This window comes from Burkholderia sp. BCC0044, assembly GCF_902832955.1.
Lineage (GTDB): Bacteria > Pseudomonadota > Gammaproteobacteria > Burkholderiales > Burkholderiaceae > Burkholderia.
On the sequence record NZ_CADFDO010000003.1, the window covers coordinates 353248 to 372905 of the forward strand.

The window sequence follows — 19658 nt, forward strand, 5'->3', positions numbered from 1 at the left end:
TTCCCCGCCATTTTTGATTCCGCGCGTGCGTGAATGCGCGGCTTTATTCCACAGTTCGTTGCAATATCCTCCATCCGCCCCCGGCACCGGCGCGGGGGCGTCCGCGCCGGATACGCGGGTGCGCCGCTCAGCCCGCCGCGCCGTAACCGCCGCCGCCCGGCGTTTCGACGACGAACACGTCGCCCGGCGCCATCTGCGCGCGGCCGATATGGTCGAGCGCGTCGACCGTGCCGTCCGCCCGCTCGATCGTGTTGCGGCCGAGCGCGCCGGCTTCGCCGCCCGCCGCGCCGAACGGCGCGTGGATCCGGTTGTTCGACAGGATCGACGCGGTCATCGGCTCGAGGAAGCGGATGCGCCGCACCGCGCCGTCGCCGCCGCGCCAGCGCCCGCCGCCGCCCGAGCCGGCGCGGATCCGGTGCGAATCGAGCCGCACCGGATAGCGCCATTCGAGCACCTCCGGATCGGTGAGTCGCGAGTTCGTCATGTGCGTCTGCACCGCGGCGACGCCCGCGAAGCCGTCGCCCGCGCCGCTGCCGCCCGCGATCGTCTCGTAGTACTGATATCGATCGTTGCCGAATGTGAAGTTGTTCATCGTTCCCTGGCTCGACGCGACGCAGCCGAGCGCGCCGTACAGCGCGTTGGTGATCGCCGACGACGTCTCGACGTTGCCCGACACGACGGCCGCCGGGTATTCGGGGTTCAGCATCGAGCGCGCCGGCACGATCACGGTCAGCGGCTTCAGGCAGCCGGCATTCAGCGGAATGTCGTCGCCGACCAGCGTGCGGAACACGTACAGCACCGCGGCCATGCAGACGGCCTTCGGCGCGTTGAAGTTGTTGTCGAGCTGCGCGGACGTGCCGGTGAAGTCGATCTCCGCGCACCGCGCCGCGCGATCCACGCGGATCGCGACGCGAATCTCCGCGCCGTTGTCGAGCGGATAGCGGTAGGCACCGTCCTGCAGCGCGCCGATCACGCGGCGCACCGCTTCTTCCGCGTTGTCCTGCACGTGCCCCATGAACGCGAGCACGACGTCGCGGCCGAACTGCGCGACCATCCGGCGCAACTCGTCGACGCCCTTCTGGTTCGCGGCGACCTGCGCGCGCAGGTCGGCCATGTTCTGGTCGACGTTGCGCGCCGGGTAGCGGCCCGATGCGAGCAGCGCGCGCGTGTCGGCGTCGCGCAGCACGCCGGCCGACACGAGCTGCCAGTTGTCGATCAGCACGCCTTCCTCGTCGATATGGGTCGAATCGGGCGGCATCGAGCCCGGCGTCGTGCCGCCGATGTCCGCGTGATGGCCGCGCGAGCCGACGTAGAACAGCGGCGCGTCGGCGCCGTCCGCGAACACCGGCGTGATGACCGTCACGTCCGGCAGGTGCGTGCCGCCGTGATACGGGTCGTTCAGCATGAACACGTCGCCGTCGCGCATGCGGCCGCGGTTGCGCTCGATCACCGTGCGGATGCTCTCGCCCATCGAGCCGAGGTGCACGGGCATGTGCGGCGCGTTCGCGATCAGGTTGCCGTCGCCGTCGAAGATCGCGCACGAGAAGTCGAGCCGCTCCTTGATGTTCACCGAGTACGCGGTGTTCTGCAGCCGCAGCCCCATCTGCTCGGCGATCGACATGAACAGGTTGTTGAAGATCTCGAGCCGCACCGGATCGGCGTCGGTGCCGAGCGAGCGGCGCGTCGGCAGCGGCGTCGTGCGCGTCAGCACGAGGTTGCCCTGGGCGGTCATCTCCGCGCGCCAGCCGGGCTCGACGACGGTCGTGCCGTTCTTCTCCGCGACGATCGCCGGGCCGTCGATCGCGTCGCCGGCGCGCAGCGTGTCGCGCACGACCAGCGCCGCGTCGTGCCACCGGCCGCCGGAATAAAAGCGCACGGCCGTGTGCACTTGCGGCGCCGCGCCCGCGTCGCGCGGGGCGAGCGGCGCGAGGTCGACCGGCGCGTCCGAACGGCCGATCGCCTCGACCGACGCCAGTTCGGCCACGAGCGGCGTGCCGGGCATCAGGAACGCGTAGCGCTGCCGGTACGCGGCTTCGAATGCCTGCTGCATCGCCGCGACCGAGCCGGCCGGCACGTCGAGCGCCGAATCGGTGCCCTGGTAGCGCAGGTGCACGCGCCGTTCGGTCAGGATCCGCTCCGGCGGCACGTGCTGTTCGAGCAGCGCGCCGATGGCCTCGTCGGCCAGCCGGTCGAGCGCCGCGTTCAGCGCCGGCAGCGATTCGTCGGACAACACGGCTTCCACCGCGCGCTCGCGCATCGCCGTCTGGTCGGCGAGGCCCATCCCGTACGCGGACAGCACGCCCGCGAGCGGATGCGCGAACACCTGCGTCATCCCGAGCGCATCGGCCACGCCGCACGCGTGCTGGCCGCCCGCGCCGCCGAACGTCGTCAGCACGTAGCGCGACACGTCGTGGCCGCGCTGCACGGAAATCTTCTTGATCGCGTTCGCCATGCTGCCGATCGCGATCTCCAGGAACCCTTCGGCGAGCGCTTCGGGCGTCTCGCGCCGGCCCGTCGCCGCGTGGATCTCGTCGGCGAGCGCCGCGAACTTCGCGACCACGCCGTCGCGGTCGAGCGGCTGGTCCGCATGCGGGCCGAACACGCGCGGGAAATGATCGGGCTGGATCTTGCCGAGCATCACGTTGCAGTCGGTCACCGTCAGCGGGCCGCCGCGCCGGTAGGCGGCCGGCCCCGGGTTCGCGCCGGCCGATTCGGGCCCGACGCGCAGCCGCGCGCCGTCGAAGCCGAGCACCGAGCCGCCGCCGGCCGCGACGGTATGGATGCTCATCATCGGCGCGCGCATCCGCACGCCGGCCACCTGCGTCTCGAACGCGCGCTCGAATTCGCCGTTGTAGTGCGACACGTCGGTCGACGTGCCGCCCATGTCGAAGCCGATCACCTGCTCGAAGCCGGCCGCGCGCGCCGCGCGCACCATCCCGACGATGCCGCCGGCCGGGCCCGACAGGATCGCGTCCTTGCCCTGGAACGCGTCGGCGCGCGTGAGGCCGCCGCTGCTCTGCATGAACTGCAGGTTCACGCCCGGCATCTCGTGCGCGACCTGCTCGACATAGCGGCGCAGGATCGGCGACAGGTAGGCGTCGACCACGGTCGTATCGCCGCGCGACACCATCTTCATCAGCGGCGACACCTCGTGCGACACCGACACCTGCGTGAAGCCGATGCGGCGCGCGAGTTCCGCCACCATCCGTTCGTGCGCGGTGTAGCGATAGCCGTGGATCAGCACGATCGCGAGCGCACGCACGCCGCTGTCGAACACGCCGCGCAGCGCCGCTTCGGCGCCCTGGACGTCGAGCGGCGCGACCACGTCGCCGTGCGCGCCGACGCGCTCGTCGATCTCGACGACCGTCTCGTACAGCGCGTCGGGCAGCACGATGTCGAGATCGAACAGGCGCGGCCGGTTCTGGTACGCGATGCGCAGCACGTCGCGAAAGCCGCGCGTCGTCGCGAGCGCGGTGCGTTCGCCCTTGCGTTCGAGCAGCGCGTTGGTCGCGACCGTCGTGCCCATCTTGACCATGTCGACCTGCGCGGGCGTGATCGGCTCATCGGCCGCGAGGCCGAGCAGGTGGCGGATGCCGGCCACGGCCGCGTCGCGGTACTGCTCGGGGTTCTCCGACAGCAGCTTGTGCGTGACGAGCGTGCCGTCGGGCCGCCGCGCGACGATGTCGGTGAACGTGCCGCCGCGGTCGATCCAGAATTGCCAGCGCGCGGTGTCGGAGGGAACGGGGGAAAGGTGTCGGTCGGTCATGATGTCGGTCGATGCGTCGTTGATTCGAGGGACGAGCGCCGCCGCACGGCGCGCGTCGCGCGCCGTGTCACGGTGTCGATGAAAGGGGAAGAAACACGCGGGGCCGGCGGCCCCGCCGCTGCCGCCGGTCAGGCGGCGTCGAGTTCGCGGCCGCGGGTCTCGGGCAGCGTCAGCGCGGCGACGATCACCACGCCGTACGCGGCGACCGCGAAGATGCCGATGCTCGTGCCGAGCCCGTATTGCTTCGACAGCGCGCCGATCAGGAACGGGAACAGCGCACCGATCGCGCGGCCCACGTTGTAACAGAAACCCTGGCCGGAGCCGCGCACGCGGGTCGGGAACAGCTCGGTGAGGAACGCGCCCATCCCCGAGAAGATGCCCGATGCGAAGAAGCCGAGCGGGAAGCCGAGCCACAGCATCGACGCGTTGGTCAGGTTCAGCGACGTGTACGCGAATGCGATCACCATCGAGCCGACCGCGAACAGGATGAAGTTCGGCTTGCGGCCGAGGCGGTCTGTCAGGTACGCGCTCGTCAGGTAGCCGACCCACGAGCCGAAGATGATCATCGCGAGATAGCCGCCGGTGCCCATCACGGTCAGGTGCCGCTCGGTCTTCAGGAAGGTCGGCAGCCACGTCGTGATCGCGTAGTAGCCGCCCTGCGCGCCGGTCGTCAGCAGCGCCGCGCGCAGCGTCGTCGTGATCAGCTTCGGCGCGAAGATCTCGGTGAGGCGCGGCGCGTCGGCCACTTTCGCCTGCGCGGCCTTCTCCTTCTCGTAGACGTCCGGCTCCTTCACGTAGCGGCGGATCGCGACGACCAGCAGCGCGGGCGCGAGCCCGACGAGGAACAGCGCGCGCCATGCCTGCTCGGCCGGCAGCACCGAGAACAGCAGCGCATACAGCAGCGCGCACAGCCCCCAGCCGATCGCCCAGCCCGACTGCACGAGGCCGACCGCCCTGCCGCGATCGCGCGCGCGAATCACTTCGCCGATCAGCACCGCGCCGGCCGTCCATTCGCCGCCGAAGCCGAAGCCCATCAGCGCGCGCGCCGCGACCAGCTGGTGATAGTTCTGCGCGAGCCCGCACAGCGCGGTGAACACCGCGAACCACAGCACCGTGAGCTGCAGCGTGCGCACGCGGCCGATCCGGTCGGACAGGATGCCGGCGATCCAGCCGCCGAGCGCCGACGCGAGCAGCGTGATCGTGCCGATGAAGCCCGCGTCGGCGAGCGAGATGCCCCAGGTCGCGACGAGCGTCGGGATCACGAACGACAGCATCTGCGTGTCCATCCCGTCGAGCATGTAGCCGACCTTGCAGCTCCAGAACGCGCGGCGTTCGCGCGGCTGCGCATCCGCGTACCACGAGAACAGGCCGCTGCGCTCGCGGCTCGCGGGCTCGGCGGCGGGCGCCGCGAGGGTCTTGCTTTCCATGGTGGTACTCCTGTCGTTATGCGCCGGTCAAATGGCGTGGGGTGCGGTGTGTCTGTCGTAGGTGCGCCGCGTGCGGTGATCGGCCGGGTCAGAACACGGCCAGCGACGCGTTCGTGATGTCCGTCATCAGCATGTGGCCGGGCGTATGCGCGATCGCGATCGGCAGCTTCGCGTCCATCAGCGCGGTTTGCGGCGTCACGCCGCACGCCCAGAACACCGGCAGCTCGCCGTCGCGGATCGTCACCGCGTCGCCGAATTCGGGCGCGTCCAGATCGTCGATGCCCAGTTCGCGCGGATGGCCGATATGGATCGGCGCGCCGTGCACGCCCGGGAATCGGCTCGTGATCTGCACCGCGCGGATCGCGTCGGCGCCGCGCAGCGGCCGCATCGACACGACCAGCTGGCCGCCGAAGATCCCCGCGCGGCGGTTCGCGATCGACGTGCGGTACATCGGCACGTTGCGACCCTCCTCGACGTGGCGCAGCCCGATCCCTTCGCGGGCGAGCATGTCCTCGAACGAGAATGAGCAGCCGATCGCAAATACGACGAAATCGTCGCGCCACAGCGCCTCGAGCGATTCGACCTGCTCGGTCAGGCAGCCGTCCCTATATACGTTGTAGCTCGGCACGTCGGTTCGGATGTCGAGATCCTCGCCGAGCGCGGCGATCCGGAACGCGCCCGGTTCGCCGACGCCCAGCAACGGGCAGGCCTTCGGGTTCGCCTGGCAGAAGCGCAGGAAATCGTGCGCGTACGCGTCGGGCAGAATCGCGAGGTTCGCCTGGGCAAACGGGCCGCAATGGCCGGCGGTCGGGCCGCGGAACGCGCCGCGGCGCACGGACTGGCGGAATTCGGAAGGCGTCATGATGGTCGGTCGCAAATCGGGATGGCGGGGCGATGACGGTGGCGTGTCATCGGATATGGCGAAGAATAGAAAGGAAAAAATTTTGTCGCCAACGAGTTTTTTTGCGTCCGTTGTATAGAATTTCTTAACGGATCTGCGGGTTTTCCCCGCTCCCGTTCGCTTTTCGTCGCCGGCAAGCTGCGCCTCCATTGCTCGCCCGACCGCCATGAATACGCGTTTTCTCGAAACCTTCGTCATGCTCGCCAAGCTGCGCAACTTCCGCACGACCGCGGCTGCGCTGCATGCGACGCCGGCCGCGATCTCGCAGCGCCTGAAGGCGCTCGAGGACGAGCTGCACACTGTCCTCGTCGATCGCGACAGTCGCGCGTTCCGGCTCACGCCGAACGGCGAATACCTGCTCGGCTATGCGAAAGCCGTGGTCGAGGCGACGCAGGAACTGCAGGCCGCCGCGTCCGGCGAGCGAGCGCTGCGCGGCAAGCTGCGGCTCGGCGTGATCGAGACGGTCGTGCACAGCTGGCTGCCGCACTACATGCGGCGGCTCGCGGCCGACTATCCGCAGCTCGAGATCGACCTGACCGTCGACGTCAGCGTCGTGCTGCAGCGCCGGCTGATGGCCGGCGAGCTCGACCTGATCATTCGTGTGGAAGGCAGCGACGAGGCGTCGGTGGTGTGCGACGCGCTCGCGAACTACCCGGTGCGCTGGATCGCGCGCGCCGGGCTGCTGCCGAACACGCGCACGGGCCTCACGCGGCAGGTGCTGCGCCAGCCGATCCTCACCTACGGGCGCGGCACCGCGCCCCACCGCGCGCTGGAGGACATCGTCCGCACGCTCGCGCACGCGCACGGCGTGCCGCTGTCGGAGACGCGCATCACCGGGTCGCCGTCGATCTCGGTGATCGTGCAGCTGGTGCGCGACGGCTTCGGCGTCGCCGCGATTCCGGTGCTGTTCGTCGACGCGCTGATCGAGAGCGGCGAAGTCGTCGAGCTGCCGCTGCAGCCGTCGCCGCCGTCGATCGTCGTGTCGATGTCGCGGCGGACGGACGCGCCGCGCTTCGTGCACGGCGCGTCGATCGCGGCGCGCGCGGCATGTCATGAGTATTGCGAAAAGAGCACGCGGTTGCTGGTCGAAGCGCTTTGACTTTGCGGCGGTGGACAACGCGCGTTCGACATCGCCGCATGAATCGCCCACAATCGCGTTCGGCGCGTCGCCATACCGGCGCCGCGCATCGTGAATGACGGCCCGACCGTCCGGCATTCGTCGCTTCGCTTGATCGTGCACCACGAGAAGGCAACATGCAGATTCGCTCCGCTTCGTCCCGCCTGAACCTCGCGCGCGCAGTGATCGTCGCGCTGTACGTCGCGTCGCTGCTGCTGCCCGTCGCGGCCGAACCGCCGAACGCGACCGGCGCGGTGAGCTGGTGGCGCGGCTACATGGTGCTCGCGCTCGGCGGCCTCGCGATCCTCGACCTGCAATTCGCGTGGCTCGGCAATCCGCTGCTCGTCGTCGCGCTGCTCAGGCCGCGCCGTACCGTGTCCGCGCTGCTGGCCGTGGTCGTGGTCTTCGCGCTCGGGTGGCATACGATCCCGACCGACGCGAACTACGAAACGATCCGCACGTTCGGCGCCGGGTACTACCTGTGGATCGCGGCGATGGTCGGCGCCGCCGCACTGCCGTGGATCGACGGGCGCGGGCGGCAGGATGGCGGTGCGCCGAGCCGCCTGGCCGTCGGCGCCGTGGATGGGGTCGTACCGACTGGCACGGGCGCAGTCACCGGCAGCCCGGCCCGGCCGAATGCCGCGCCGGCATCGACCCGACCGCCTGCCCGGCAGAGCGGCTGGCTCGTGACGGCAACCGACTCGCACATCGCGTCGACCGACCAGACCGGGACGACGCGCGGCATCGCACTCGCCGACCTCGGCGCGATCCTGATCGAAACCAGCGACCACGGGCCGTTCGTGTCGGATGTCTGGTGGGTCCTGTTCGATACGAACAAGCAGTTCGCGTGCAGCTTCCCGCAGGATGCGCCAGGCGCGAAGGCGGCGGTCGACCGGCTGCTCGACCTGCCCGGCATCGATCACCGCAAGGTGATCGACGCGCAGACGTCGATCCAGAATGCGATGTTCCCGATCTGGGAGCGTGCGACGCGCGAACCGGCCGCACCGGGAGGAACCGGCGCGACCGCCTGAGCGGCAACCGTTACGCGGACGGCCCCGCATGCGGCGGCGTCAGCTTGCCGTCGCCATACTCGCGAAGCACCTGCGAAATCACGACGCGATACCCGTCCAGCCAGCGCGCCTGCTTCGCCTTGGCCTCGAGATGTGCGGGGTGCTGCATCAATTGCCGCAGCGCCGCCTCGGATTCCCAGTAGTAGACGTTCTCGATCAGGCCGGCTTCCGCGTTCTCCCACGTTTCCTCGCCGAGATAGCCGGGCGTCGCGCGCGCCATGTCGGCGATCTGCCGGTCGAGCCGGTGGAATTCGTCGTCGTACTGCCCGGCACGAAAAATGAAAGTCGACGTGTACATGCCCGCTCACTCTGCCACGATTGAAAGAGCGCCAAGTGTAAGGCACGCGCGGCGTGCCGCGAGCGTCAGGCGGCGAGCGGCGCGGCGGCGTCGCCGCGATCGTCGAGCCACGCGTCGATGCGCGACGCATCGTCACGCGTGGCGGCGGGTGCCGGCATGGCCGCGAGCGCCCGTCGCGCTCGTTCCAGCGCCTGCGCGAAGCCGCGCAATTCTTGCGTCGCCGGCCGGTCGTCGGCCCGTCGCCGCGTGAGCGCCGCTTCGACGTTCGCGCCGATCAAGGCCAGTTGAGCATCGATGAAGTCGACGCACAGCGCGCGGCAATGCGCGGAAACCTGAGCGACGGCCAGCAGGACCGGCACGATCGACACGGTCAGGTAGCCGCCGGGCGCAAGCCGCGACAGCGCAGCGTGCACGTCCTGCCCGCCGCTGGTCAGCGACGCGAACACGGCGTCGCGCCACACCGCGCGCTCGAACACGAGCGCATCGCGATGCGCATCGAGCGCCGCACGATCCGCGATCTGCCCGGCCGTCACCAGCGGAATCGGGAACGACGATTCGTTCGCAGACTGCTCGCGCCCCGCCTCGACGATGCAGTTCGCGCCCAGCCACGCCGCATCGTCGCGCCGTGCCGCGAGCACGCGGGCCTGCAACCGGTCGGGCAGCATCGGATCGAGCGGCACCGCACCGCAGATCGACGGCTTGTTCGCATGGACGCCACAGCGGCCGTCGTCGGCGAGCGCCGCGCAACGGCCCAGCGACGGATAGTCGTAGCCTTGCAGCGTCAGCGCGAGCCATTCGCCCTGCACGCCGCCGCCGCGATGGAACAGCCGGTCCGCCAGCGCGTCGGCCGCCGCGACATCGTCCGCATCGAGCGCATGCTCGCGCCCGCCCGCCTGCCAGCGTTCGCCGATCCGCCGCTTCGGCACGCGACGAATCGTCAGTGCGCCGACGAAGCGATGCCGATGCCGGAACAGTTCGCGCAACGACAGCGTCGGCGCGCTGTTGCAGCAGCGGCCGCACGTGTTGCACGCGAGCAGGTAGGTGTCTACCACGGCCGCCGCACCGAATCCTGGTAGCGCGTGAGGATGAAGTGCGCGACGTCGTCCGAGTGATACGCGGCGACGAGCTGCGCGACCCACGGCTTCGCACGATCGGCGTCGCGCACCGTGAGCACGTTCGCATACGGCGAGCGGGCGTCCTCGAGGCTGATGCTGTCGCGCGCGGGCTGCAGCCCGGCGCGGGCCGCATCGTCGCTGTCGATCGCGACGAACGCGGCCGTGTCGAGCGCCGCGTAAAGCCGGTCGCGGCGCAGCGCGACGAATTTCAGCGCGAGCCGGTTGCCCGTCACGTCGCGCAGCGTCGCATGCAGGCCGGCTTTTTCGCGCAGCGTCACCAGCGTGTCGTTCTGCAGCAGCACGAGCGCACGCGCCATCCCGCGCGGATCGGCGGGCAGCGCGACCGTCGCGCCGGGTTGCAGTTCGTTCAGGTTCTTCAGCTTGCGCGAATAGAACGCCATCGGCAGCGTGACGGTCGGCGCAACTTCGGTCAGCGCGTAGCGCTTCCGTGCGCGCGTCGCGGCAAGCTGTTGCGCATCCTCGAAACTGGCCGCGTCGATCCGGCCGTCGGCCAGCGCCGTGTCGATGCGTGACGCATCGTCGAATTCGACGACGTCGACGGCCAATCCGCGCGCGGCGGCGACGCGTTTCACCTCGTCGAGGATTTCCGCGTGCACGCCGCGCGTCGCGCCGACGCGCACCGCGGGCGCGGCGGATTCGGCGGCCACGGCCCACGCCGGACACACGACGCCGCACGCAACGATCAACCCTGCGGCAATGGCCCATCCAGCGCGCTTCACGACGCGTCCCTCAGGATCGTGCGAAACCCGATATGCGACGCGCCGAGATCGGCTTCCTGCTGTTCGCGCGACGAGGCGCGATAGCGTACGCAGTAATCGCGCGAGCACAGGAACGAGCCGCCCTTGATGACCATCGGCGTATCGTGCCGGCGCGTCGGCGGTGCGACGGCCGCCGTATCGCCGTTCGTATGCGACTGATGCGGACCCGTGTACGCGTCCTTCGTCCATTCCCATGCGTTGCCGATCATGTCGTAAAGACGAAAGCCGTTCGCCGCATAGCAGCCGACGGGCGCCAATCCGGCATGGCCATCCTCGGCCGAGTCGAGCACCGGAAACGCGCCCTGCCAGTAGTTCGCGGCCGGCTTGCCCTGCGCATCGCGCGGCGCCGCATCGAGCGATGCGTCGTCGCGGCCCGCCTTGCCCGCGTATTCCCATTCGGCCTCGGTCGGCAGGTCGCGGCCGAGCCAGCGCGCATACGCGAGCGCATCGCGCTGCGTGACGAGCGTCACCGGCAGGTTGCCGAGCCCGTTCACGTCGCTGCCCGGCCCGCGCGGATGCCGCCACGACGCGCCCTTCACCCACGTCCACCACGCGAGGTCGCGTGCATTCATCTCGTCGCGGGTCGGCACATGGAACACCGCCGCGCCGCCCTGCTGCTCGGCCTCGGTCACGTAACCGGTGGCCTGCACGAATGCGGCGAACTGCGCGATCGTCACGTCGGTCTGGTCGATCCAGAAGCCGCCGACGCGCGTCTTGCCGTCGCCGACCGGACGCTCGTCCGCATAGCCGCGCGTGCTGCCGAACACGAACGCGCCGCCGCGCAGATGCACCATCCCGGCCTGCGGATCGTCACGCCACTTCGACGGCAGCCCCGAATAGCGTTCGCACTGGCGCTCCGAACCTAGCGGCGCGAGCGCGCGGCCGCGATTCAGGTCGTCGAACGCGCCGTCTGCCGGCGCCGCCGGATTCGCATAGCCCGCCGCGAACGCGGCGGCGAACAGCGTGGCGGCCAGCGCCGCGCCGATCGTCCAGAAACGCAACCGCATCGTGTCGCCCCGCGCTCAGTAGTAGCCGCGCGGACGCAGCGGTTCGACGCCGCCGACGTTGCCCATGTAGGTCTTCCACTGGTCGACCAGCGTGCTGACCACCGACGGGTTCTGCGTCGACACGTCGGTCGTCTCGCCACGGTCCGCCGCGAGATCGTAAAGCTGCCAGTGACCGTCGAGCGGACCCAGCGGCGGCTCGGTCCACAGCGCCTTCCAGCGGCCGTCGGCGCTGCGCAGATACGCGCGGCCGTACGCTTCGTCGCCGAACGGCGTCGTATGCACTTCGCCCGTCGCCGAACCGGTGAGCACCGGCAGCAGCGACTGGCCCGTCACCGGATACACGTAGCGGTTGTTGTAGATGACCTTGCCCTTGTTCTGGTCGACGCCCGTCAGCGTGTTCACCAGCGGCGGCGCCGGCTGCGACGGCGGCGTGACGCCCGCGACCGCGAGGAACGTCGCCGTGTTGTCGGTCACGTGCGTGAACGCACGCAGCGTCGGCAACGATTGCGACTGGCCCGGCAGGTGCACGATCGTCGGCGTCGACACGCCGCCTTCGCCCGAATAGCCCTTCGTGAGCCGGAACGGCGCCGCGCTCACTTCGGCCCAGCGCAGCCCGTACTGCAGGCGCTGCGCGTTCTGCTTGCCGTTGTCGGTGCCGAGGGTCGAATAGATCGGCTCCTGGCCGTTCGCGGTGTCGGTCGCTGTCGGGTCCGCGCCGGAATCGATCGGCCAGCCTTCCGCGCCGTTGTCCGACTGGAACATGATGAACGTGTTGTCGTATTCGCCGATGTCCTTCAGGTGCTGGATCAGGAGTCCGATGTTGTAGTCGAGGTTCTCGACCATCCCCGCGTAGATCTCCATGTAGCGCGCCTGGGCCTTGCGTTCGGCCGGCGACAGGCTCGACCACAGCTTGTCGACCTTGCCGGGGCCGTAGTCGCTGTAGCCGTCCGCGGCCGAATGCACAGCGTTGATGTACTTCGCGCTGGCGGTGCCGTTGTTCGCGGTCGCGGGCGATGCGACCGTCGTCTCGGGCAGCCCGTCGAACGGCTTGAAATCGGCGGGAATCAGGCCGAGCGCCTTCTGCCGCGCGATCCGCGCGTTGCGGATCGCATCGTAGCCGGCGTCGTACACGCCCGCGTACTTGTGCAGCCACGGATCGGGCACCTGCAGCGGCCAGTGCGGCGACGTGTAGGCCGCGTATGCGAAGAACGGCTTGCCGTCCTGCTTGTTCGCATCGATGTACGAGATCAGCTTCTGCGTATAGAAATCGGTCGAATAGAACACGGCCGGGCTGCCGCCCGTGCCGCCCGGCTGCCCGGGCTGGCCCGGCTGCACGTAGCGGCCGTCTTCCGTGTAGTTCGACGAGCCGGCCGGCTCGTGCGCGAAGTGGTTCGTCGCCGCGCCGCCGAGCAGCACGTAGCTGCGCTCGAAGCCCCACTGGTCGGGCGTCTGCCCGCTGCCCGTCGCACTGCCGACGATCCCCGAGCCGATGTGCCACTTGCCCGCGATATACGTGTGATAGCCGGCGTCCTTCAGCAGTTGCGCGAACGACAGCGCGCGATCGTTCAGGTAGCCCTCGTAGCCGGGCAGCCCGCGCCGCTCGTCGGTCGGCACGCCCATCGTGCCTTCGCCGACGAGATGGTGATCGGTGCCCGACACCAGCATCGCGCGCGTGATCGCGCAGACGGTGCCCGTGTGGTGGTTCGACAGGATGCGGCCCGACGCGACGAGCGCGTCGAGGTTCGGCGTGTTGATCTCGCCGCCGAACGCATGGATGTCGGAATAGCCGAGATCGTCGGCCATGATGTACAGGATGTTCGGGCGTTTCGCGGCCTGGGTCGGGGTGGGCGTCGGCGTGGCGCCGGCCTGCGACGGCGCATCGCTGTCGACGCCGCCGCACGACGCGAGCGACACCGCGCCGGCAATCGCGGCGCAAACGACACGGAAACGAAAAGCATGCAACGGCGACGCGGACTTTTTCATTCTTGTTGACGCTCGATCTACGGGAGCGGCGATCTTAGCGTCGCTCGCGCAGCGCCCAAAGTCGGATTCGTCACATGCTAACGGGGTGGGGGAATATCGATGCGCGTCGTGCGCCACGCATCGCGCCGCCGCGCGTCAGCTGCGACCGCCGAGGCTGCCGCCGCCGTCCACCGACAACACCTGCCCGGTGACGAAACCGGCTTCGTCCGACAAGAAAAACGCGGTCGCGGCCGCGACGTCGTCGGCCGTGCCGAGCCGGCGTGCGGGAATCGTCGCGAGCACCTTGCGCTCGGCTTCGCTGCCGACCGGCCGCGTCTGGCGGAACAGTTCCGTCTCGATCGGGCCGGGCGCGACCGCGTTGACGGTCACGCCGTGTTCGGCGAGTTCGAGCGCCCACGTGCGTGTGCAGCCGACCAGCGCGTTCTTCGCGGCCGAATACGCGGTGCGGTCGAGGCTGCCGAAAATCGCGCGGCTGCAGATGTTGACGATGCGTCCGTAGCCGCGCGCCTTCATCGCATCGGCAAAATGCTGCGTGACCTGGATCGCGGCCCGTACGTTGAGATCGAACACGGTCTGCAGCGACTGGAAATCGATTTGCCCGAGCGGTTGCGGCAGCACGATGCCCGCGTTGTTGACGATGCCGTCGACGTCGTGGCGCTCGCCGATTCGCGCGAGCGTCGCGGCGGTCTGCTCGATATCGGCGAGATCGCACGCGAGCAATTCGCCGGGGAAGTCGATGCCCTGCGCATGCCGCGCGAGACCGACGACGCGATGGCCGCGCCGGGCGAGCGTGGTGCTGATCGCGAGGCCGATGCCGCGCGACGCGCCGGTGACGAGATAAGTGCGGGATGACATGGGTGTGCCCTTGGGGAGGAATCTGGAGGAAACGGCGCGACACGCCTGGGGTCACCCGGCGTGCGCGTGCTCCGGGCGATTGTGCCGCAGCGGTGGGAAATGCGTGCGGTCGGCGGCGTTGCGTCGACCTCGCGCGGCCGCGGGCTCGGCGAGCACGCGCCGATACGGACTCGGGTGTCTCGACAACCTCGCAGGACGGTCAAGCAGGTAATTGAAAGGCGTGTGTAATAATTTCGCACTCGATGAGGAGAACGTCAAAATGTCGAAATGCCCGAGTTTTTTCGAGGCCTTCCATGCAAACACCACCGCGTTGCGCATGCCGGTTTCAACGACACTTTTCGCAACGCTGCAAACGGCCATCGTCAGCGTTGCCGAGATGATGGGCGTCCTGAAAACGTTAGGTGCAGATGCAACAGTCGGTAAACGGATGGGCGCCACGACGATCTCGGCTCAAATTCTGCGCCATTCCGAAGTGCTTGCACCTGACTCGCACAGCTATCTCGGCCTGAAGGCGAACACTGCGATCCGGGGTGCTCAATGAAGTGGCTTGCGGACCGATTGCTTCTCATCGTCACGGCGCTAATTGTCACCGCCGCAGGTTGGGCAATCATCAGCGCGACAGGCGAATGGTTTCCGCTTCTGATGACGGTGACTGCGTTCGCTTCACTGTGGATCGAAAACTCGCGGCTGCGCAAGCTGCTCGAACAAAACGGTATCGATCCGCGCCGACGCAAGCGCTAGTCGCCCGAAAAAAGCGACTTCCCGGTTTTTCCTCCCTCGGTTCAGGCTGTCTATGCCAGATGCACGCGAGCGCGACGCGCATCCAGCCAGATTGTCGCGTCGTCGCCGGAGAACCGGCCGCCGTCATCCGCGTTCCGCGTTCACCTCATCGGACGCCAGCATGTGCGGAATCTCGTCGACCAGCGCATCGACGACGACCCGCACCTTCGACGGCACGTGACGCGCCGCCGGCCGCACCACGAACACCTCGGCGCCCGACACGCTGTTGCTGTCCATCACGAGCGCGAGGCGGCCGTCGCGCACGTACGGCGCCATCAGCCAGCACGGCAGCCACGCGAGGCCCGCGTCGGCGGCGGCCGCATCGGCGATCGCCTGCAAGTCGTCGAACCGCAGCCGCCCGACCGCGCGATGGTCGTGCACCGCGCCGTCCGCGCCGATGACCCGCCATGGCGTCGGTTGCCCGCCGTGCGAATACGCGATGCCGACGTGCGACGCGAGCGCCTCGAACCCCGACGGCCGGCCGTGACGCGCGAGATACGCAGGCGATGCGCAGATGCCCATGCGCTGCACGCCCAGCTTCCGGCCGACCAGCGCGCTCGTATCGGCCAGCTCGCCGATGCGCACCGCCAGATCGAAACCGTCGTTGACGAGGTCGGCCACGCGGTCGCTGAACGACATGTCGATTTCGAGCCGCGGGTGGCGCTCGACGAGACGCCGCACGACGGGCGCCACGCACTGCCGCCCGAACAGCACGGGCACGGTGACGCGCACACGCCCGGCCGGCTCGCGGCGGCCCGCGTCGAGCGCGGCCTCCGTTTCGCCGAGTTCGGCCAGCAGCCGCCGGCATTGCTCGTAATAGACGAGCCCTTCGTCGGTCAGGCCGAGCTGGCGCGTCGTGCGCTGCAGGAGCCGCGCGCCGAGACGCAGTTCGAGCCGCGCGACGATCTTCGCGACGGCCGAGCGCGTCATGCCGAGGCGCAGCGCCGCCGCCGCGAAGCTGCCCGATTCCACCACGTCGACAAATTCGGCGACGCCTCTCAGCCGTTCATCCATGCCGCAGCGCTCCGGTGCGATGACAGGGTTGTGTCCATACCGGCGACAATCATTGGCCGAATTCTCGCCAATGCGTCCGCCAGCGCAACACTATGATAGTCCGGACTATCTCGAAAAAGGAGTCGACATGCATGCATGGCACATCAAACCGGGCGACGGCATTGCCGGGCTCCGGCGCGTCGACGCGACGCCGCGCCCCGTCGGGCCAACCGACGTCGTCGTGAAGATCCACTCGGCCGCGCTGAACTATCGCGACCTGATGTTCGCGCGCGGCGACTATCTCGGCATCGGCACCGACGCGCTGATCCCGGTCGCCGACGGCGCCGGAGAAGTGGTCGAAACGGGCCGCGACGTCACGCGCTTCAAGCCGGGCGACCGCGTGATCAACACCTACTTCCCGCGCTGGATCGACGGGCCGCCGACGCCGCACAAAGTGTCGGGGTCGCCCGGCGCGCAATTCGACGGCGTGCTGGCCGAACGCTTCGTCGCCGACGAAACCGCGCTGGTCGCGATTCCCGCGCATCTCGACTACGACGAAGCGGCGACGCTGTCGTGCGCGGGCGTCACCGCGTGGAACGCGCTGTTCGTCGACGGCAGGCTGGCGCCGGGCGCGACCGTCGTGCTGCTCGGCACGGGCGGCGTATCGATCATCGCGCTGCAGCTCGCGCAGGCCACGGGGTTGCGCACGATCGTCACGTCGTCGAGCGACGCGAAGCTCGAACGCGCCCGCGCACTCGGTGCGGACGCAACGATCAACTATCTCGCGACGCCCGAATGGCAACATGAAGTATTGCGGCTCACCGGCGGTGCGGGCGCGGATCTCGTCGTCGAAGTCGGCGGACGCGATACGCTGCCGCGCTCGATCGCCGCGACGAAACTCGGCGGCATCGTGTCGATCATCGGCGGCCTCAGCAGCTTCGGCGGGCCGGCACTCGATCTGCTGTCGCTGATCGGCGGCGTCAAGCAACTGCACGGCTTCATGGTCGGCAGCCGCGCGATGCTCGACGACGTCGCGCGCCTCGTCGACGCGAAACGGATCAAGCCGGTGGTCGACCGCGTGTTCGGCTTCGACGAGGCGCCGCAAGCGTATGCGCACCTGCAATCGGGGCAGCACTTCGGCAAGGTGGTGATTCGCGTCGCATCGTGACGCCGGAAGGAACGGCCTGCCGCGGCCCGGCGCCCCACACGCCGGTGCCGCGGCAGGCGTCTCCCGTCAGCGTCAGATCTTCGCGGTCAGCGTGATCCCGACCGTGCGCGGATCGCCGTACAGCGTCGGATACGCGCCATACGACGGCAACAGCTCGAGCTTCTTGTAGACCTTGTTCGTCAGGTTCGTCACGTAGCCGGTCACGATGTATTTCTGGTTCGGCGTCGTGTACGACACATGCGCGTTCAGCACCGTATACCCGCCCTGCCACAGCTGCGGCGTCGTCTGCCGCGTCGCGCTGAAGTACTCGCGGCTGCGATAGTTCACGTCGCCGCCCGCCGTCAGCGTGCCGAACTGCACCGGCACGCGATAGTCGAAGCCCGCGTTCAGCGTCGTATGCGGCGAACGCGCGAACGAGTTGCCCACCGCCGTCGGCACGTTGCGGAATTCCGTGTAGCGCGTGTTCAGCAACCCGAGGTTCGCGAACAGGTACAGGCTGCTGACCGGCTGCGCCTTCAGCTCCAGCTCGAAGCCATCGGCACGCCCCTGCCCCGCATTCGACAGCGTCGACACCGGCGGCCCGCCGAACGGGTTCGGCGCCAGCGCGAACACCTGGATGTCGCGATAGTCGTAGTGGAACACGCTCGCGTTGACGATCAGCCGCTTGTCGAACCATTCGCTCTTGATGCCGACTTCGTAATCGGTCAGGTACTCCGGCGACACGGTCGACACCGTGCTCTGCGTATACGCGTTGCCGTTGTAGCCGCCCGAGCGGAAGCCGCGCGCATAGCGGAAATACGCGCGCACGTTGTTGCTGAGCGCATATTCGGGCGTAAGGTCCCAGGTCGGCGCGCGCCAGGTGTTCGTCTGGTTCTGCCGCGCGCTGACCGCGAGCGGCGACGACACCGACGACGGCGACCACCAGCTGTTCGGATCGCTGAACGTCACGTTGCCGGTATCCTGCAGCCCGGTCAGGTTGATGGTCTTGCGCTCGATCGTGTAACGCAGCCCGCCCGTCACGTTGAAGCGGTCGGTGAACCGGTACTTCACGCTGCCGAAGATCGCCGCGCTCTGCGTGTGCTGCGTGAGATCCGTCAGGTGGTAGTACGCGGGCGACGGCGAGCCCGGCAGGCCGCCGCCCGCGCCCTGCTCGGCCAGTTGCTCGGTAAACAGGTGCGTGCCGACGATCCAGCTCAACCGGTCGGTCTGCGGCGATTCGAGCCGGAATTCCTGCGAAAACTGCCGGCTCGACAGCCGGTCGTGCGAACGCGCCGCATCGACCGGCGAATAGTCCGCGTCGTCCTGGTACCAGCGGTGCAGCCCTTCGAACGCGGTGATCGACGTCAGCGACACCGCCGGGTTGATGCGCCAGTGCGCGGTCAGCGACGTGCCCCACGTCGAGATGTGATCGCTCGACGGCGCATTGAGCGACACCGTATACGGATCGCTCGACCCGACGAAGCCGAACTGGTTCGCGCCGCCGCGCCCCGCGCCTTCCGCGTGCCATGCGTTGCCGCCGCCCGTGTAGTTGCGGCCGTGGATATTGAACAGGAAATCGGTGTCCGACGTCGGCACGGCGAGCACCTGGAAGCGCACCGCGTTGTCGTGGAAGCCGCCGAAGCGCCCCTGCTGCACCGTGTTCGTGTAGAAGCTGTCGGCGTTCTCGTGATACACCGACACGCGCGCGGCCAGCACGTCGTTCTTGCCGATCGGCCCGCCGATCGCCGCTTCCGCGAGCCGGCTGTTGTACTGGCCGAAGCCGAGCTTGCCGTAGCCGCTCACGTCGAACGTCGGCTTCTGCGACGTGATGTTGAGCGCGCCGCCGACCGTATTCTTGCCCCACAGCGTGCCCTGCGGCCCGCGCAGCACTTCGATGTGGTCGAGGTCGAACAGCGGAAAGCCCTGCCCGAACACGCTATTGATGTACACGTCGTCGAAATACACGCCGATCGGGCTCAGCGACAGGTCCGACGGATCGTTGCTGCCGACGCCGCGCAGGAACCAGCGCGGCCGCTCGCGGCCCTCGGTCGATTGCCCGGTGAAGTTCGGCACGTACTTCGTCACGTCGTTGATCACGCGCAGTTCGTTGTTCTTGATCGCATCGCCGCTCAGCACGCTGACCGCGACCGGTACGTCCTGGATGCGCTCCTTGCGCCGGCGCGCGGTCACGGTCACCGTGCCGAGATTCGTTTCGCGTACGGCCGTGCCGCCGTTCGCACGTGCCGCCTTCGGTGCGGCCGCGGCCGCGTCGTCCGCTGCCTGTTGGGCCGGCTTCGCGTCCGGCGCCCCCGCCGTCGCCGCGCCATCCTCTGCCCACGCGGGCAACGATACGGCGCCGCCCGTCAGCAGTCCCCCCAGCGCGGTGACGATTAGTTTTTTCCTGAACATCGATGAGTCAT

At 68.9% G+C, this 19658-nt stretch carries 16 protein-coding genes; 5 read left to right on the top strand and 11 right to left on the bottom strand.

The features are described from left to right. Window positions 1-127: 127 nt before the first annotated feature. The 3 genes from HWX14_RS18595 to HWX14_RS18605 all read right to left on the bottom strand — a co-directional run bounded on the left by HWX14_RS18595 (window position 128) and on the right by HWX14_RS18605 (window position 6055). Window positions 128-3766 carry a hydantoinase B/oxoprolinase family protein gene (locus HWX14_RS18595; RefSeq protein ID WP_175883895.1) on the bottom strand — a complete coding sequence of 1213 codons (3639 nt, stop codon included), beginning with the start codon at window positions 3764-3766 and terminating at the stop codon, window positions 128-130. A gap of 128 nt (window positions 3767-3894) precedes the next feature. Beyond that, on the bottom strand, window positions 3895-5193 hold the full coding sequence (locus HWX14_RS18600; protein WP_175883896.1) for an MFS transporter: 1299 nt from the start codon (window positions 5191-5193) through the stop codon (window positions 3895-3897). A gap of 88 nt (window positions 5194-5281) precedes the next feature. Continuing rightward, window positions 5282-6055 (bottom strand): putative hydro-lyase, encoded by a 774-nt coding sequence (locus HWX14_RS18605; RefSeq protein ID WP_175883897.1) that lies wholly within the window; start codon window positions 6053-6055, stop codon window positions 5282-5284. Window positions 6056-6260: 205 nt separating this feature from the next. Between HWX14_RS18605 and HWX14_RS18610 the strand changes: the two genes are divergently transcribed. Together HWX14_RS18610 and HWX14_RS18615 are read left to right on the top strand one after the other, a co-directional pair. Continuing rightward, the gene (locus tag HWX14_RS18610) at window positions 6261-7193 is read left to right on the top strand and encodes a LysR family transcriptional regulator (protein ID WP_175883898.1); all 933 of its coding nucleotides are present in this window, start codon (window positions 6261-6263) and stop codon (window positions 7191-7193) included. Between the two features lie 155 nt (window positions 7194-7348). After that, complete coding sequence (locus HWX14_RS18615) at window positions 7349-8242, top strand: hypothetical protein (RefSeq protein WP_175883899.1); 894 nt, start codon at window positions 7349-7351, stop codon at window positions 8240-8242. A gap of 10 nt (window positions 8243-8252) precedes the next feature. Here HWX14_RS18615 and HWX14_RS18620 read toward each other — a convergent pair whose 3' ends face one another. The 6 genes from HWX14_RS18620 to HWX14_RS18645 all read right to left on the bottom strand — a co-directional run bounded on the left by HWX14_RS18620 (window position 8253) and on the right by HWX14_RS18645 (window position 14318). Further along, on the bottom strand, window positions 8253-8579 hold the full coding sequence (locus tag HWX14_RS18620) for an antibiotic biosynthesis monooxygenase (protein ID WP_175883900.1): 327 nt from the start codon (window positions 8577-8579) through the stop codon (window positions 8253-8255). Window positions 8580-8644: 65 nt separating this feature from the next. Continuing rightward, the gene (locus HWX14_RS18625) at window positions 8645-9631 is read right to left on the bottom strand and encodes a YkgJ family cysteine cluster protein (protein ID WP_175883901.1); all 987 of its coding nucleotides are present in this window, start codon (window positions 9629-9631) and stop codon (window positions 8645-8647) included. After that, on the bottom strand, window positions 9625-10413 hold the full coding sequence (locus HWX14_RS18630) for a MetQ/NlpA family lipoprotein (protein WP_244130298.1): 789 nt from the start codon (window positions 10411-10413) through the stop codon (window positions 9625-9627). The genes HWX14_RS18625 and HWX14_RS18630 overlap by 7 nt, the downstream gene beginning before the upstream one ends. Window positions 10414-10430: 17 nt before the next feature. After that, the gene (locus tag HWX14_RS18635) at window positions 10431-11480 is read right to left on the bottom strand and encodes a formylglycine-generating enzyme family protein (protein WP_175883903.1); all 1050 of its coding nucleotides are present in this window, start codon (window positions 11478-11480) and stop codon (window positions 10431-10433) included. A 15-nt stretch (window positions 11481-11495) separates the two neighbouring features. Next, window positions 11496-13463 (bottom strand): arylsulfatase, encoded by a 1968-nt coding sequence (locus HWX14_RS18640; protein WP_175883904.1) that lies wholly within the window; start codon window positions 13461-13463, stop codon window positions 11496-11498. A 135-nt stretch (window positions 13464-13598) separates the two neighbouring features. Next, the gene (locus HWX14_RS18645; protein WP_175883905.1) at window positions 13599-14318 is read right to left on the bottom strand and encodes an SDR family oxidoreductase; all 720 of its coding nucleotides are present in this window, start codon (window positions 14316-14318) and stop codon (window positions 13599-13601) included. A 259-nt stretch (window positions 14319-14577) separates the two neighbouring features. On the opposite strand from HWX14_RS18645, the gene HWX14_RS18650 reads away from it, so the two are divergent. Together HWX14_RS18650 and HWX14_RS18655 are read left to right on the top strand one after the other, a co-directional pair. Further along, window positions 14578-14859, top strand: a complete 282-nt coding sequence (locus tag HWX14_RS18650) for a hypothetical protein (protein WP_175883906.1) — start codon at window positions 14578-14580, stop codon at window positions 14857-14859. Then, entirely contained in the window at window positions 14856-15059 is a 204-nt protein-coding gene (locus HWX14_RS18655) for a hypothetical protein (protein WP_175883907.1), read from the top strand. The genes HWX14_RS18650 and HWX14_RS18655 overlap by 4 nt, the downstream gene beginning before the upstream one ends. Window positions 15060-15182: 123 nt before the next feature. Here HWX14_RS18655 and HWX14_RS18660 read toward each other — a convergent pair whose 3' ends face one another. After that, a complete protein-coding gene (locus HWX14_RS18660; protein WP_175883908.1) occupies window positions 15183-16112 on the bottom strand; it encodes a LysR substrate-binding domain-containing protein in 930 nt (309 codons plus the stop codon). Window positions 16113-16239: 127 nt separating this feature from the next. Between HWX14_RS18660 and HWX14_RS18665 the strand changes: the two genes are divergently transcribed. After that, on the top strand, window positions 16240-17259 hold the full coding sequence (locus HWX14_RS18665; RefSeq protein ID WP_175883909.1) for an NAD(P)-dependent alcohol dehydrogenase: 1020 nt from the start codon (window positions 16240-16242) through the stop codon (window positions 17257-17259). 72 nt (window positions 17260-17331) lie between these two features. Here HWX14_RS18665 and HWX14_RS18670 read toward each other — a convergent pair whose 3' ends face one another. Continuing rightward, a complete protein-coding gene (locus HWX14_RS18670) occupies window positions 17332-19647 on the bottom strand; it encodes a TonB-dependent receptor (RefSeq protein WP_175883910.1) in 2316 nt (771 codons plus the stop codon). Window positions 19648-19658 lie beyond the last annotated feature (11 nt).